Origin of the sequence: Oceanobacillus profundus (assembly GCF_003515705.1) — a bacterium.
In the GTDB taxonomy this organism is placed as follows: domain Bacteria; phylum Bacillota; class Bacilli; order Bacillales; family Amphibacillaceae; genus Oceanobacillus; species Oceanobacillus profundus.
In genome coordinates this window covers 192449-207607 of the sequence record NZ_QWEH01000001.1, presented here as the reverse complement: position 1 = coordinate 207607, position 15159 = coordinate 192449, and the positions used below count along the sequence as shown (strand labels likewise).

Here is a 15159-nt window from a genome sequence, read left to right as displayed (position 1 = left end):
AGACGTTTTATTCAATGAAAAAAAGTAATTTCTTTTTTTTACTTTTCATGTATAATTATCTCGAATCTGAGAAAAAGTGAACAAAAACGTAAAGGCAGAAGCGCCGTTGAACCTACTGGATTCACGATAAGGCAATAAACCTTTAGATTTCTATACCCTGTTCACCTAAACGCTAATCTTATCAATTAACAAACGTTTCAAATTCCATCAAATCAACTGCATCATGTCATTTTTATATAAAGGAGATTGCTATGACGAATTCTGCTATTATTCAATTTCATAATGTTACAAAGCAATATGACCAGGATCCCCCTGTATTGGATCGAGTCAGCTTTGAGATAGAAAGAGGGAAATTTTATACGTTGCTTGGTCCCTCTGGCTGCGGTAAAACAACAATACTTCGCTTGATTGCTGGTTTTACAGAAGCAACTTCAGGTGATATTTATTTTAACGGGAAAAAGATTAACCATATTCCAGCTAACAAACGTCAAGTAAATACAGTGTTTCAGGATTACGCCCTTTTTCCTCATTTAAATGTTTTTGAAAATGTCGCGTTTGGACTGCGTATTAAAAAAATGAAAAAATCGGAAATTGCAGCCAAAGTAAAAGAAGCTTTAAGCTTCGTGAACCTTTCCGGTTATGAGGACCGGGAAATTAAAGAGATGTCTGGCGGTCAGCGCCAACGTGTTGCAATCGCCCGGGCTATTGTCAATGAACCAGAGGTTATTCTGCTTGATGAGCCGTTGTCTGCACTCGACTTAAAGCTTCGTTATCAAATGCAGTACGAATTGCGTGAGCTGCAGCGCCGCCTTGGGATTACGTTTATTTTTGTCACACATGACCAGGAAGAAGCGCTTGCCATGTCTGATGAAATCTTTGTTATTAATAAAGGAAGAATTCAGCAAAGTGGTACACCTAACGATATTTATGATGAACCAATCAATCGATTTGTTGCCGACTTTATTGGAGAGTCCAATATCGTAAAAGCAACCATGATTGAAGACTTCCTTGTCTCATTCGGTGGCGGGAATTTCGAATGTGTTGACCAAGGAATGAACCCTAATGAGCCGGTTGAAGTCGTGATTCGTCCAGAGGATTTACAGATTACATCGTTTGAAGATGGCATGCTGCAAATCGAGGTACACTCACAACTTTTCCGCGGGGTGCATTATGAAATCACCGGACTTGACCAAGAAGGCAATGAATGGCTTGTCCAATCAACGAAAAAAGCAACAGTTGGGGATAAAATCGGGCTTCAATTTGAGCCAGAGGCTATTCACGTCATGCGCTTTAACGAAACGGAAGAAGACTTTGACCGCCGTTTAGATTCGTATTCGGAGGGGGTAGCTGATGGAAAATAAAGGCACGCGCAATTTGTATATGATCCCGTATGCACTCTGGATCATTTTGTTTGTTATTGCACCAATTTTTCTTGTTTTGTATTATTCCTTTTTTGATATTGAAGGTAATTTTTCACTAGTGAATTATAAAAATTTCTTTACCCCTGTTTATTTACAGATGACGTTAAGCTCGTTTTGGTATGCGTTTCTTATTACGGCTATCTCCTTATTGGTAGCTTATCCGACAGCATATTTACTTACGCGAACAAAGCATAAACAGCTTTGGTTATTGTTAATCATTGTCCCGTCATGGATTAACCTATTGTTAAAAGCCTATGCATTTATTGGGATATTCGGAGCCTATGGTGCAGCCAATAATTTTCTGGAATGGATTGGTATTGGCTCAAGACAGCTATTGTTTACCGATTTCAGTTTTGTATTTGTTTCAGTATATATTTTCATTCCATTTATGATTTTGCCGATTTTTAATGCATTGGATAACTTAAATCCGAGTTTGCTATATGCAGCAAAGGATTTAGGGGCTTCAGGATGGACAACATTCCGTAGAGTAATCTTCCCGTTAACGATTGACGGGGTGAAGTCAGGCATCCAAGTTGTATTCATTCCGGCTCTATCCCTATTTATGCTGACACGATTGATTGCAGGAAACCGTGTGATCACTCTAGGCACAGCAATCGAACAGCACTTTCTGGTTACACAGGATTGGGGAATGGGTTCAACCATTGCCGTATTTTTAATCCTCATTATGTTCCTTTTTATGGGCTTAACAGGATTTAGAAAGCGAGGTGCGTAATATGGAGAGAAAATCATCCTTTGCCTCGAATATCTTTTTGGTTATTATCTTTTTCATCCTATATGCACCGATCTTCTATTTGATTTTTTATTCGTTCAATAGTGGCGGTACAATGAGTGGGTTTGAAGGCTTTACATTGGATTGGTATAAAGAATTGCTTCATGACACGAGGCTGCTTATTATTGTTTTAAATACATTAGTAATCGCATTATTATCTGCATTGATTTCCACTGTGGTTGGGGTTTTGGGAGCAATTGGCATTCAAGCATATAAAAGACGACAAACGAAAAATACGTTGCTTGCATTGAATAATATTTTGGTTGTCAGCCCTGATGTTATTATCGGTGCTTCCTTCCTTATTTTATTTACGATGGCAGGAATTCAGCTAGGCTTCTACTCCGTGCTGCTGTCCCATATTGCATTCAGCATTCCGATTGTTGTACTGCTCGTTCTGCCTAAACTTATGGAAATGAGTCCTACACTAATTGATGCTGCACGTGATCTCGGGGCAAGTCAATGGAATGTGTTAACGAAGGTGATTCTGCCGTATATTGCACCGGGCATCTTTGCCGGATTCTTTATGGCGTTAACGTATTCATTGGATGACTTTGCAGTTACATTTTTCGTAACAGGAAATGGGTTCACAACGCTTTCTGTTGAGATTTACTCGTTAGCACGAAGAGGGATTTCCTTGAACATCAATGCACTTTCAACGATTTTATTTGTTGTAACCATTGTGCTTGTTGTTGTGTATTACTACTTAACACAACGTAGCGGCAGTGGTGCGAAAGGAGTTGACTTCAGAAGATGAAAAATCTTTTCAGAGCATTCCTTGTAATTGTAATTGTTTCTATCGTCCTGATCGTGATGATTAATCGTTTAAATGCTTCCCAAGGATTTTCTGGTGGCAATACGTTGACTGTGTACAACTGGGGTGATTATATTGATGAAGAATTGATTAGTCGCTTTCAGGAGGAAACAGGAATCACGATTATTTATGAAACATTTGATTCCAATGAAGCGATGATGACGAAAATCCAGCAAGGCGGAACATCCTATGATGTTGCTATCCCTTCGGAATATATGGTTGAAAAAATGGTCGAGGAAGATCTGCTGCTTGAGCTTGATCATTCGCTGTTGCCGAACATGCAGCATTTAGATGAACGATTCTTGGATTTAGCATTTGACCCTGGAAATCGTTATTCTCTCCCTTACTTCTGGGGAACAGTTGGAATTGTTTTTAATCCAACATTACTACCAGCAGGAACAGAGATCACCAGCTGGAATGATTTATGGAATCCGGAATTCGAAAATCAAATTTTGCTGATTGATGGCGCCCGGGAAATCATGGGTATGGGGCTAAACAGCCTAGGCTATTCATTGAACGATACCGAACCTGCGCATTTGCAGGAAGCATTAGACAAACTAAAAGAGCTTACGCCAAATGTAAAAGCAATTGTTGGTGATGAAAACAAGCTACTCATGCAAAACGAGGAGGCAGCTATTGCTGTCGGCTGGTCTGGTGATGCAGCTGATATTATGTGGGAAAACGAGGATATTGATTACGTCGTTCCCGAGGAAGGATCGAACCTCTGGTTTGATAATTTCGTAATTCCGAAGACAGCCCGTAACGTCGAAGCAGCGCATCAATTTATTAACTTTATGATGGACCCGGAAGTAGCGGCGCAAAACACAGAATATGTCAGCTACTCTACGCCGAATAAAGAGGCATTGAATTACATGCCGGAAGATATGGTGGAGGATGAACGATTCTATCCAGCACCAGATTTAACAGAACGTCTCGAGGTTTATGAGAATCTAGGACAGCAGAATCTAGCTTATTATAATGAATTGTTTTTGCAGTTTAAAATGTATCGGAAGTAGATTTAATTAGATGACGCCAGGGGATAGTCCTTGGCGTTTTTTTGCTTGGTGCGATAGCGGCGCGGGGGGGGGGTCTTAGTTTGAGTTTTGGTGCGTTAGCGGTGCGGGATGGTGCCTTAATTTTGGGTTTGGTGCTTTAGTGGTGCGGGATGGTGTCTTAGTTTTGAATTTGGTGCTTTAGTGGTGCGGGATGGTGTCTTAGTTTTGAATTTGGTGCTTTAGTGGTGCGGGATGGTTTCTTAGCTTCGGGTTTGATGCTTTAGAGGCGCGGGATAGTGTCTTAGCTTCGAGTTTCGTGCGGACGAGTTTCATTTCTTAGCAAATATACAAACAAGGCTCCTGCATCATGCAGGGGCCTTGTTTGTATCACACCATTACTTTACAAATATCATTCGTAAAGTCAACTGGGTCTTCGATTGGCAGTCCTTCGATGAGGAGTGCTTGATTGTAAAGGAGGTTTGTATATAAATTCAATTTTTCTTTATCTTGGTCCTGTGCTTTTTTCAGCGCTTGGAAAATTTCATGATTTACATTGATCTCTAGCACTTTTTCAGCCTTGATGTTTTGGTCATCTGGCATTGCATTAATTATTTTTTCCATTTCAATCGAGATTTCCCCATCTGCTGTTAATACGACAGGATGTGATTTTAATCGTTTTGATGCGCGCACTTCTTTTACTTTGCCCGATAAAATTTCTTTCATCGATGCGAACAGATCTTTATTTTCTTCCTGCGCTTCTTCAGTTGCATCCTTTTGATCATCCTCAATACCTAAATCACCACTAGATACAGACTTGAATTCTTTCTCTTTATAGTTCATTAGCATGCGGATGGCAAATTCATCGATTTCATCGGTAAAGAATAATATTTCATAACCTTTATCTGCCACAAGTTCAGTTTGTGGAAGCTTTTCAATCCGCTCATTGGATTCGCCAGTTGCATAGTAAATAAATTTTTGTTCCTCTGGCATGCGTGAAACGTACTCATCTAATGTGACGAGCTTCTTCTCTTTTGAAGAATAGAACAATAATAGATCCTGTAACAAGTCTTTATTCTGACCAAAGTCACTATATACACCATATTTCAGCTGTTGACCGAATGATTTATAGAACTTCTCATATTTCTCGCGATCATCTCGTAAAATACTTTGTAATTGTGTTTTGATTTTTTTATTCATGTTTTTCGCGATCAGCTTAAGCTGGCGATCATGCTGGAGCATCTCTCTGGAAATGTTCAATGATAGATCTTCGGAGTCTACCATTCCCTTCACAAAGCTAAAATAGTCTGGGAGCAGATCAGCGCATTTATCCATGATCAATACGCCATTGGAATAGAGCTCAAGTCCTTTTTCAAATTCCCTCGTATAATAGTTATGTGGTGCGTTTTCTGGAATGTACAGAATCGCATTATAACGAATCGTTCCATCGACATTAATGTGAATATGCTTTAATGGTTTGTCATAGCCGTAATGCTTTTCATTGTAAAAATTCTCATAGTCTTCGTCAGTGAGTTCACTTTTGTTCTTTTTCCAGATTGGAACCATCGTATTGATTGTTTGTTCGTGGGTTACATCTTCATACTCGTCCTCTGATCCTTCTTTTAACTTACTTTCCGTTATATCCATTTTGATTGGATAGCGGATAAAGTCGGAGTACTTTTTGATGATTTGTTTCAAGCGATATTCTTCTAGAAACTCATCATAGTTCTCTTCTTCTTCATTCTCTTTAATTTCTAAAATGATTTCTGTACCAACCTGTGCTTTTTCTGCAGGGGTAATGGTGTAGCCATCAGGACCTGTTGATTCCCATTTAAATGCTTCATCACTTTCAATGGACTTACTGATCACCGTTACTTTATCAGCTACCATAAATGCCGCATAGAAACCAACACCAAACTGGCCGATAATATCATGGCCATCTTTGATTTCATTTTCTGTTTTAAATGTATGGGAACCACTTTTTGCAATGACACCAAGGTTGTCCTCTAGCTCTTCCTTCGTCATCCCAATCCCTGTATCTGTAATTTTTAATGTACGTGTATCTTTATTTGGATCTACTTTTATGTAGTAGCTATCTTTATTAAACGAAAGAGAATCATCTGTCAGTGCTTTGTAATAGATTTTGTCAATGGCGTCACTCGCATTGGAAATAAGTTCTCTTAAGAAGACCTCACGCTGTGAATAAATGGAGTTGATAACCATATCTAATAGTTTCTTCGATTCTGCTTTAAATGCTACCTTGCTCATACTATTCATCTCCTTTTTTCAGTCAGTTTTTTAGCACTCTATGACATGGAGTGCTAATCCCTAATCATTTAATAACACATCCCTTTTTTGATGTCAATTATAATAGCTGTTGTATAATGGAACTATCTAGAATGAATCGAAGGGGGAATTTCATGTTGAAAGAATGGTTGCGTGATGCAAGCTATTCTGTTGTCTTCACGGGTGCCGGGATGTCAACAGAAAGCGGACTGCCAGACTTCCGCTCAGTAAACCAAGGACTTTGGCAGAAAAAGGATCCTAGTAAAATTGCTAGTACGGATACGTTAAATAATAATGTACATGAATTTATTGCATTTTATCGTGAACGCGTACTTGGTGTGAAGGAGTATCATCCACATAAAGGCCATCTGATTCTAGCCGATTGGGAAAAGCGCGGCGTTATCCAATCGATTATCACCCAAAATGTCGATGGTTTTCATCAACTTGCAGGCAGTAAACGGGTTGCCGAGCTTCACGGCACATTGCAAAAACTGCACTGCCAATCCTGCGGGAAAGTATACGACAGTAAAGAATATATTAAAAAGGAATATCACTGTTCCTGTGGCGGAATTCTTCGCCCTTCTATCGTCTTGTTTGGTGAAACATTACCATCAGATGCTTTTCAAATGGCTTTAGAAGAAGCGGAACGGGCAGATCTATTTATTGTGCTAGGTTCCTCGTTAAGCGTTACACCCGCGAATCAATTTCCCCTTATCGCAAAGGAAAGCGGAGCTAAATTGGTGATTGTGAATCAAGAGAGGACCGAGCTTGATTATGCTGCAGATGAGGTTATTCGTGATTGGAAGATTGGGGAGTTGTTAGTGGAGTTCGATGGGGGAGCTCGATAAAAAAATAGAAGCTGCTTTTTCATTGTTAGATTGTCTCTAACAATGAGAAAGCAGCTCACGAATCTATGCCATCCACCTCGGTGGTGTATTTTTATCCCAATAGATTTCGCCAATATCGTGATGCTCCTTAAATCCATCGCTGCTGACATGATAATGGAAATTGAAATAATGTCCTTCTAGCGGACGGTTATCCCGGCGCACATGGAACTTTGCAATATCTTGCCCTCTTTTTTCATCATATACATTAAAAATTCGTTCTCCATAGCCTTCAGCGGGGTTTTCTGTAATTGCAAAATAGGCGTAATTATCTGTACCAGATTCGTCTAAAATAGAAGCTAAAACTGCTTCGATGTTTGGTAAAATGATGTCTGTGAACTCCGTCTCTACCTGGCTTGCAATTCTAGAGCCGAATTTGATAAGCGCTTGTTCCTTGGCCTGCTCAGTTAACTCTTTCACGGCTTGTTCTTTCGGATTCGCCTCTACTATAGGCAAGGGTAACGTATAATCAATTTCTTCTCGTAATTCCGTTACAGGACCAGAATGGTTGTTTATATCTGCTCCAGAGGCAAATGCGTCTTCATTTTCATCCGCATCAATCTCTAAAAGAGCTGTCGGACTGTACATTCCTAATGTGAAGATGGTTACGAAGACAACTGCTAGTTTTCTCATCCAAAATTTCATCGATTTTCACCTTCTTATGTAACTTCCTATGTTAATTTTAACACGTTATTTGGACAAGTCTATCGTATTTTTTATTTTTACTAAAATTTTACACAATTACTTTTACATTTATGTACCTGCTACTATTAGAATGGAAGTACCCTGCCAAACCGGGCACATAATGTCGGGTAGAACTATTCACTACTTGCTATTCTATCCTTAAAGGAATTGGTCCCTCCCCTGACACGTTACAAAATGTCTGGGGGCGAATCTATTCCGAATGGTTCCCTTCTGCAAATTATGAACAAGCGGAAGGTCCTAGAATTTTATGGAATGAACATAATGATGTCTCGTCGCCGAATTTTAAAAGCGAGATATGGATACCCATTTCACCAAAATAATTGGGATAGGAGAAAGCTGAATGTATGTTCAGCCTTTTTTATGTATAGAGCCCTTCAACTTAGCTGCTACTAATCCGATCCGGGTGCGAAGAGCAGCACCCTCTAATAGTGAACTTCAGCTTTTCTCCCTTAAACATCAGCAAATTTAACTCGAATATCAGCATTCCCCTTACCAACTTCAGCATTATTAACCATACCATACAATCCCATCATGATAGGAAGGCAATATTATGATATCAATTATCTTTTTTAAAAAATAAGACACACTAATCAGCAAAGGAGGGATTCAGATGTCTGGAAGGCCAAAATCAAAAAATAAAAGCAAGGAAGAGTTAAATGCATTAAAAAAAGAGAATAAGACTGGTGTTAAATTGCATGGACCGAATCGTCCGTCACCATAATAGATGGTCAAGAGGAGCTGCTGCACGCAGCTTCTTTTACTTTTTTCGGTTCCTATTAAAGGTTTCTACCACCTGAATAGCGAATATCTTATGAAAGAGTTTCAACGGAACCAACTAAAGGGGGGCTCAACTTGAATAGCAGTCTAATAAGGGTAGGAACTATCTATATTCCTGTTATGAATATAGAGCATGCATCAAAATGGTATGTGGACAAGCTTGATGCACAAGTTCGTTTTCAAGATGCAGAAAAGGCAATTATCGATCTTGCTAACCAAAGTTTTTTCTTGGTAAAGTCTGCAGAAGGCCAACGTGCCAATTTTATTAACACAGCCAATACGGAACACTTTTCCCTTACATTTGAAGTGGATGGAATTGATGCACTGATGGAATTACATAAAACACTTCGAGAACGTGACGTTTATGCTGAGGAAGTGGAAGATCGAGGGCATGTGGGCAGAAACTTCGTATTTCATGACTTAGACGGAAATAAATTTGATGTCTGGAGTGAGCTGAGTCCGGTATTTAAAGAAAAATACGGAATTCAACAAGAGAACGTGCCCTTGCGTTTAATTGAACGTATCGACACGATTTGCTTGCCTGTCAGCAATGTAGCCAAAGCAAGCACATGGTATCAAGATGTCCTTGGATTCCGGGAAGTTTTTAGCGACAACAGCTATCGCATTTTAAAAATTGGAGATAGTAATGTTCCATTAACCATTGAGGAAAATAGAACGAGTAAAGCTCTACAGGCAAATCAAGTATACCCTATCTTTTACACGCAACATATCAAACAGGTATTTGATCATTTAACAGACAAAAATGTAAACGTAACTGCTATCCAAGATGATGGTGTGAATCAATTTTTTAACCTATATGACCCTGATGGCAATCTATTACAGATGTGTTATTGGGAATAACAAAATTACGTTATCTTTAATCTGATGGAGGGGATGGATGAGATGAGAACATTATTGAAAAAACCAAATAAATTACAGCCCGGAGACAAAGTTGCAACGGTCAGTCCTTCTTGGGGAGGTGCTGGTGATGAACCAATACGATGGCGCTATGAGCAAGGTGTCCAACGATTAAAGGATGTATTTGATCTAGAAGTTGTCGCTATGCCAAACAGCTTGAAAGGGTCGGACTATCTCTACGCACATCCAGAGGCTCGAGCCGAGGATTTGATGACAGCATTTGCCGATAAAAGCATTAAAGGAATTATCGCTAACATTGGTGGCGAAGAAAGTATCCGATTGCTACCCTATATCGATTTCGAGACCATCCATGAAAACCCGAAGATATTTATGGGTTATTCAGATGTTACGATAGCTCATTTATTTTGTCATAAAGCGGGACTTTCCTCATTTTACGGTCCAGCTATCTTAACCGATTTCGCTGAAAATATCGAGATGCACCCTTACACCGTAAAAAGCATTCAGCAAACGCTTTTCTCGAATGAAAAAATTGGAGAAATTAAACCTTCTATGGAATGGACAAGTGAATTTTTAGAGTGGGATATCGCAAACAAAGACACTCAGAGGAAGATGCAGCCAAATTCGGCTTATGAAGTGCTGCAGGGAACTGGTGTCGTACAAGGCAGGTTGATTGGCGGTTGTATGGATGTTCTTGAATTTGCAAAAAGTACAGCGCTCTGGCCAGAGGAAAGCTATTGGGATGACAGTATTCTTTTCTTTGAAACCTCAGAGGAAAAACCAAAGCCAGATCTGATGAAATATTGGCTGCGAAATTACGCTGCACAAGGTATTTTACAAAAAACAAATGGTATCCTTTTTGCCAAGCCTTATGATGAAATGTATTACACTGAATACAAAGAAGCGATACGCACAGTTATGCAGGAATATGGATTAGCGGACTTGCCAATTCTTTATAACATGAACTTCGGCCACACCGAACCAAAGTTTATGCTTCCATATGGGGCTCAGACTGAAATAGATTGCGATGAGGCTAGCTTCTCGATTATTGAAAAAGCTGTAGAATAAGGAGATGATTGAATGAATCGTTTAAATTTAATCACATTAGGTGTAAAGGACATGGTAGAATCGTTAGCGTTTTATCGGGATGGACTTGGATTTGACGTTGTTGTCTATGGCGAGGAATCCGATCCAGATGTTATTTTTTTCAATAATGGCGGAACAAAAATATCCTTGTTCCAGATTGATCGGTTAGCAAAAGATATTGATGAAGAGAATCCACCGCAAGTTAGTATCGGTTTTGGCGGAATTACGCTGGCATATAACGGGAAATCGAAAGAAGAAGTCGATGAGGTTTTTGCAGTTGCTGAAAAAGCTGGCGCTAAAATTGTAAAAGCACCTGAGATTGTGTTCTGGGGCGGATATAGCGGCTATTTCCAAGATCCGAATGGATTTTATTGGGAAGTTGCTTATGGCGAGAGCTGGCAATTTGATGAGAATGATATGTTGATTGTGAAGGAATAACAGTATTTACTCAAACGAAAGAAAAGCACCGCAAATGTGGCGCTTTTCTTTTTGAAGTAAATCATTTCCACTTTGTTCAACTTAAAGAAAAATCGTTACCGCAGAATAAACCAGCAATAAACTCATCGCTGCTCGAAAGATCTTGTCATGCTTTATAAAAACTTTTTTGAAGATCGAAACAAACCCCGATCACAAAAGCAGTGCGCCCCACCCTAGAACGATGGCCACAGTTAAATAAAATGCGATCGGTTTAATAGAATCATGAAATGGCAGAATAAAAGCACTCATCACGGTTAAATAGAACAAAATACTTTTTATATTAATAATCTGACATATGCTGATTAAAAAGGGGGTTCATACAAAACTCAATTCTTTGCGGCCGCTGGGAAATAACGATTTTTCAATTGTGTTGAAACTATTTCTAAAATAATTGCGATAATGAGGATTGCGTACGTGATAAATCCAACCTCGCGCAAGTCAAAATAGAAACCCGATGCCATAAAGAGCTCAAATCCAATACCGCCAGCTCCTGCCGCGGCGCCCATTGCGACAGCGACACCGAAATTAATTTCGAATCGTAAAAATGTCCAGGATAGTAAATACGTAAAGGTAGACGGGAGCACGCCATGTGTTACCATATGCCACCAATTAGAGCCGGTTGCTCGCATTGCTTCTAAAATACCCCGATCGACCTCTTCAAATGATTCGGAGAAAGCCTTCACCAAATAAGCGATTGAGTGAAATAGCATACCAAGTACAGCAGCTTCACTGCCAAGACCCGCGGCAATTGCAAAAATGAGAACCCATAATACAGTTGGAACAGCACGAATAAATGCTACAACAACACGTACCGATTTTGAAATCCATGGCTTGGATAGGTTTTCAGCTGCTAAAAAGGCTAGAAACAAAGCAATAATTGCTCCAATTACCGTTGCTAAAACACCCAACCCAACCGTAATGCCAATTTGATGGAAAGCCTCTCCCCAGCTGAAATGACTTAAAGTTGGCTCTAAGAACATCGTCTTTAAATTATATGCTGTTTCGGTAATAGCGCGTTCTAACTGCAACCCTGTGTAGTCAAAGAAAAAGAAAGCCATAATCGTTAAGACAGCTAACATTGCAATGGTCCACTTTGTTACGAGCTCAACCTTATTTCCAGCTTTAATATTAATTCGACCAGTCCGCGTCCGTTTTATGTAGGTTTGCTTTGGCTGTGCTCCTCCTCTTAGCATTTCCATTATAAGATCACCTTCCGTATCCGGTTTGAAATCAGTTCTATAATGATGACGGCAATGACAATTGTAAAAGTTACAAGTGCTACAGCGTTATAGTTTAGAGACTTGTAATATAAATCAAACGTATACCCGATTCCTGTACCTGTTAAAATCCCGACTAATGTAGCGCTTCGGATATTCGTTTCAATCATAAATAAAATCCAGCTTAGCATTTGTGGTAAGCTTTGTGGAATAACCGCCTTATTTACAATATGTGCATACGTCGCTCCCGTAGCCTGCAATGCTTCTACAGCACTTTGGCTAGCTTCATCAATTGATTCAATAAATGCCCTTGTTAAAAATCCAAGCGTACCAACAAATAAAGCCAAAAACCCAGTCAAGGAATTTTGTCCAAATGAAATTAGTAAAATGAGTGACCATGCAACAACCGGTATATTCCGTGAAAAAGAGGCAATCAACCGAGCAAGCACACTGAAGACATTGTTTACTTTTGTTGTTTTTGATCCCATTAAACCTAGGAACAACGAAATAATTGCCGCAAGTGTTGTTGCTGCTATCGACATAAAAATCGTTTCATTGAGCTTACCTAAGATCGCAGGCAGTCTTTCCCATGTTTCTTGTGTGATCCAGAGATTTGCGAAGATCCAGCTTAACGCTTTTGGTAATGTTGCAACGCTGTCGATAAAGTTGAATTCTGTAATAACTGCTGATAAATAGGTTATACCAATAATGATAATTAAGGATACTGTTGTGATCCATCTGCTTTTTCGCATCGCTTTTTCATTCACGCTTAATTGCTCCTTATACCGTAATTAATTCTCGTCGTTCCGTACCGTAGATATGATTAATTTGTTCCTCACGCAGAAGAGCACTTTTTCCATCAAACACAATTTCGCCTTTTCTCAGCCCAATAATTCGATCCGAATAGTCTTGGGCAACCTCTACTTGGTGTAGATTTACTAGACAGGTGATGCCTAAGTCATTTGTGATTGACTTTAAGTGATCCATAATAACCTTGGAGGAATTGGGGTCCAAAGAGGCAATTGGCTCATCGCAGAGAATAAGCTTTGGATCTTGGATCAGTGCACGGCAAATGCCAACGCGCTGCTGCTGCCCACCACTTAATTGGTCACAGCGCTTATACGCATGCTCTTCAATTCCAAGCTTCTGAAGCAAGAAAAAGGCCTGTTCCTTCTCCTCTTCACTAAATCGTCCTAACACGCCTTGTAAGGTTGTTTTGTAGCCAAACCTACCATGAAGGACATTCTCAATTACGGTTAAACGTGGCACTAGATTATAGTGCTGAAATACCATCCCGATGTCAGTACGCAATTTCCGCAAGTCTTTTTTCTTTAGTGATCCGACATCTAGGTTATTGAAAATTACCTTCCCCTCATTGATTTCAACCATCCGATTGATGCAACGTAATAGTGTAGATTTCCCTGCACCAGATGGACCAATAACCGAAACAAACTCACCAGTTTCCACAGTAAAATTAACATCTTTTAATACTTTTGTTTCTAAGTTATACGATTTCCCAAGTCCTTCTACTTGTAGTAATGACATGTTTTTCCGCTCCTTTGTCACCTATTTAGTAAAATAGAGTATGCATTCAACCTTATGCACACTCTATCTCCATGTGTAATCTACTTATTCTGAAAGCTCACGAATTGGGTCAAACCAGGAATCTTCAACAGGAATAAATCGTTCCTCACCTGATTTAAAGAATAATCCAGACTCACCAGAATCTTCCGGTACAAAGATTTGTTCGTTATTTGCAATCTCATCTGAAGAAAATAGTTCTTGCAATATATCAAAATCCTCTTGTCCTAATACATCCATATTTGCGGCAAATGGTGCATTCAATACTGGTGTTACGCTCATTAAAACAAATTCTTTACCAGCAACTGTATTGAATGGTTCTGCAGCATCGTCTTTCACACGATAAACAGCTCCAGGTGTGTTTGCTTCCCCTTCAACAAGCTCTACATAGTTTTCTACGCATGTATCACAGAACGCTGCTACTTCAGCAGAGTTATTTAAAAGATTAACTGCCGAACCTTGGTGTGACCCACCAAATAATACTTGAGAGAATAATGGACCACCTTCCATTAGATCCTCCCCAGTTAAATCTGCATATTCTTCTTGCTCACTGAAATGTTCAATGATTCCAGAGGATGGTACGACAAACCCGGAAGTTGAACTGTTTGACACAAAAGAGAAAGGTTTATCAGCAATTGTATCTAGTGAAAACTCACCGTCTACTTTAAAATTATCTTGCTCATCCACGTTTACTGCTAACCAGCTATAGTAAATCGCATCGTCTAATGTACCAGATTCACCAGATGGAACGACTAAAGGTTCTACCGCATCATTTCCATTTTTAGCCTCAATGTATCCAACTGCACCCATAAACGCAACATCTGCATTATTGTTAACAAGTGTTTCAATTGCAATCGCATAATCGGTTGTTAGATGGTGTTCTACTTCCTTATCTGTTGCTTCTTCGATCACTCGTCCAATTTCATCACGCGAAGATTTCATATCATTACCAGATTCATTCGGATACCAAACAATATCAATGACATCATCTACTTCTCCATCCTCACCTGAAGCTGTTCCGCCAGAACAAGCCGCAAGCATTACAAGTACTAAAGCGAGCATTCCTACTAAATACCAGTTCTTCTTCATGAATGAGTTCTCCTTCACCTTTTAAATTTAGATGTGCAGCATAACATTCACGCATAAGGATTGTTAATGTTTCATTCAACCCCTACCTGCACAGCTACTATTAAAACATAATTTTTTCAAAAAAATAGGCTATTTACATTGTTTTAACAGTATCTTAAGATAATTCA

15 protein-coding genes and 1 pseudogene are annotated in these 15159 nt (G+C 39.4%); 10 read left to right on the top strand and 6 right to left on the bottom strand.

Annotation, left to right across the window (positions count from 1 at the left end; all coding sequences use genetic code 11):
* Positions 1-251 precede the first annotated feature (251 nt).
* From D1B32_RS00965 to D1B32_RS00950, 4 genes are read left to right on the top strand one after another with little or no spacing between them, the layout of a single operon-like run.
* Positions 252-1361 (top strand): ABC transporter ATP-binding protein, encoded by a 1110-nt coding sequence (locus D1B32_RS00965; protein WP_118888384.1) that lies wholly within the window; start codon positions 252-254, stop codon positions 1359-1361.
* Positions 1351-2154, top strand: coding sequence for an ABC transporter permease (locus D1B32_RS00960; protein WP_118888383.1), 804 nt, complete (start codon positions 1351-1353; stop codon positions 2152-2154). Before D1B32_RS00965 ends, D1B32_RS00960 begins: the two co-directional genes overlap by 11 nt.
* 1 nt (position 2155) lies before the next feature.
* The gene (locus tag D1B32_RS00955) at positions 2156-2965 is read left to right on the top strand and encodes an ABC transporter permease (RefSeq protein ID WP_118888382.1); all 810 of its coding nucleotides are present in this window, start codon (positions 2156-2158) and stop codon (positions 2963-2965) included.
* Complete coding sequence (locus D1B32_RS00950) at positions 2962-4038, top strand: ABC transporter substrate-binding protein (RefSeq protein ID WP_118888381.1); 1077 nt, start codon at positions 2962-2964, stop codon at positions 4036-4038. Before D1B32_RS00955 ends, D1B32_RS00950 begins: the two co-directional genes overlap by 4 nt.
* A gap of 366 nt (positions 4039-4404) precedes the next feature.
* Here the strand turns inward: D1B32_RS00950 and htpG are convergent, their stop codons facing one another.
* Positions 4405-6282, bottom strand: a complete 1878-nt coding sequence (gene htpG, locus D1B32_RS00945) for a molecular chaperone HtpG (protein ID WP_118888380.1) — start codon at positions 6280-6282, stop codon at positions 4405-4407.
* A 152-nt stretch (positions 6283-6434) separates the two neighbouring features.
* Between htpG and D1B32_RS00940 the strand changes: the two genes are divergently transcribed.
* Positions 6435-7148: an NAD-dependent protein deacylase gene (locus D1B32_RS00940; protein WP_118888379.1), complete on the top strand. Its 714-nt coding sequence runs from the start codon at positions 6435-6437 to the stop codon at positions 7146-7148.
* A gap of 63 nt (positions 7149-7211) precedes the next feature.
* Here the strand turns inward: D1B32_RS00940 and D1B32_RS00935 are convergent, their stop codons facing one another.
* Positions 7212-7829 (bottom strand): YpjP family protein, encoded by a 618-nt coding sequence (locus tag D1B32_RS00935; protein ID WP_095310536.1) that lies wholly within the window; start codon positions 7827-7829, stop codon positions 7212-7214.
* Between the two features lie 194 nt (positions 7830-8023).
* Between D1B32_RS00935 and D1B32_RS00930 the strand changes: the two genes are divergently transcribed.
* From D1B32_RS00930 to D1B32_RS00915, 5 genes and pseudogenes are all read left to right on the top strand, one after another.
* Positions 8024-8209, top strand: coding sequence for a GyrI-like domain-containing protein (locus D1B32_RS00930; protein ID WP_095310551.1), 186 nt, complete (start codon positions 8024-8026; stop codon positions 8207-8209).
* Positions 8210-8741: 532 nt separating this feature from the next.
* A pseudogene (locus D1B32_RS24190) lies at positions 8742-9146 on the top strand (VOC family protein); the annotation flags it as partial.
* A gap of 18 nt (positions 9147-9164) precedes the next feature.
* Positions 9165-9527: a VOC family protein gene (locus D1B32_RS24185; protein WP_240033712.1), complete on the top strand. Its 363-nt coding sequence runs from the start codon at positions 9165-9167 to the stop codon at positions 9525-9527.
* 42 nt (positions 9528-9569) lie between these two features.
* The gene (locus D1B32_RS00920) at positions 9570-10610 is read left to right on the top strand and encodes a S66 family peptidase (protein WP_118888377.1); all 1041 of its coding nucleotides are present in this window, start codon (positions 9570-9572) and stop codon (positions 10608-10610) included.
* Positions 10611-10622: 12 nt separating this feature from the next.
* Positions 10623-11066 carry a VOC family protein gene (locus tag D1B32_RS00915; RefSeq protein WP_095310530.1) on the top strand — a complete coding sequence of 148 codons (444 nt, stop codon included), beginning with the start codon at positions 10623-10625 and terminating at the stop codon, positions 11064-11066.
* A 365-nt stretch (positions 11067-11431) separates the two neighbouring features.
* Here the strand turns inward: D1B32_RS00915 and D1B32_RS00910 are convergent, their stop codons facing one another.
* The 4 genes from D1B32_RS00910 to D1B32_RS00895 all read right to left on the bottom strand — a co-directional run bounded on the left by D1B32_RS00910 (position 11432) and on the right by D1B32_RS00895 (position 14992).
* Positions 11432-12304 (bottom strand): ABC transporter permease subunit, encoded by an 873-nt coding sequence (locus D1B32_RS00910; protein WP_095310528.1) that lies wholly within the window; start codon positions 12302-12304, stop codon positions 11432-11434.
* Positions 12304-13089 carry a PhnE/PtxC family ABC transporter permease gene (locus D1B32_RS00905; RefSeq protein ID WP_095310526.1) on the bottom strand — a complete coding sequence of 262 codons (786 nt, stop codon included), beginning with the start codon at positions 13087-13089 and terminating at the stop codon, positions 12304-12306. The genes D1B32_RS00910 and D1B32_RS00905 overlap by 1 nt, the downstream gene beginning before the upstream one ends.
* A 13-nt stretch (positions 13090-13102) precedes the next feature.
* Positions 13103-13867, bottom strand: a complete 765-nt coding sequence (phnC, locus tag D1B32_RS00900) for a phosphonate ABC transporter ATP-binding protein (RefSeq protein WP_118888376.1) — start codon at positions 13865-13867, stop codon at positions 13103-13105.
* 84 nt (positions 13868-13951) lie between these two features.
* On the bottom strand, positions 13952-14992 hold the full coding sequence (locus D1B32_RS00895; RefSeq protein ID WP_118888375.1) for a PhnD/SsuA/transferrin family substrate-binding protein: 1041 nt from the start codon (positions 14990-14992) through the stop codon (positions 13952-13954).
* Positions 14993-15159: the final 167 nt, after the last annotated feature.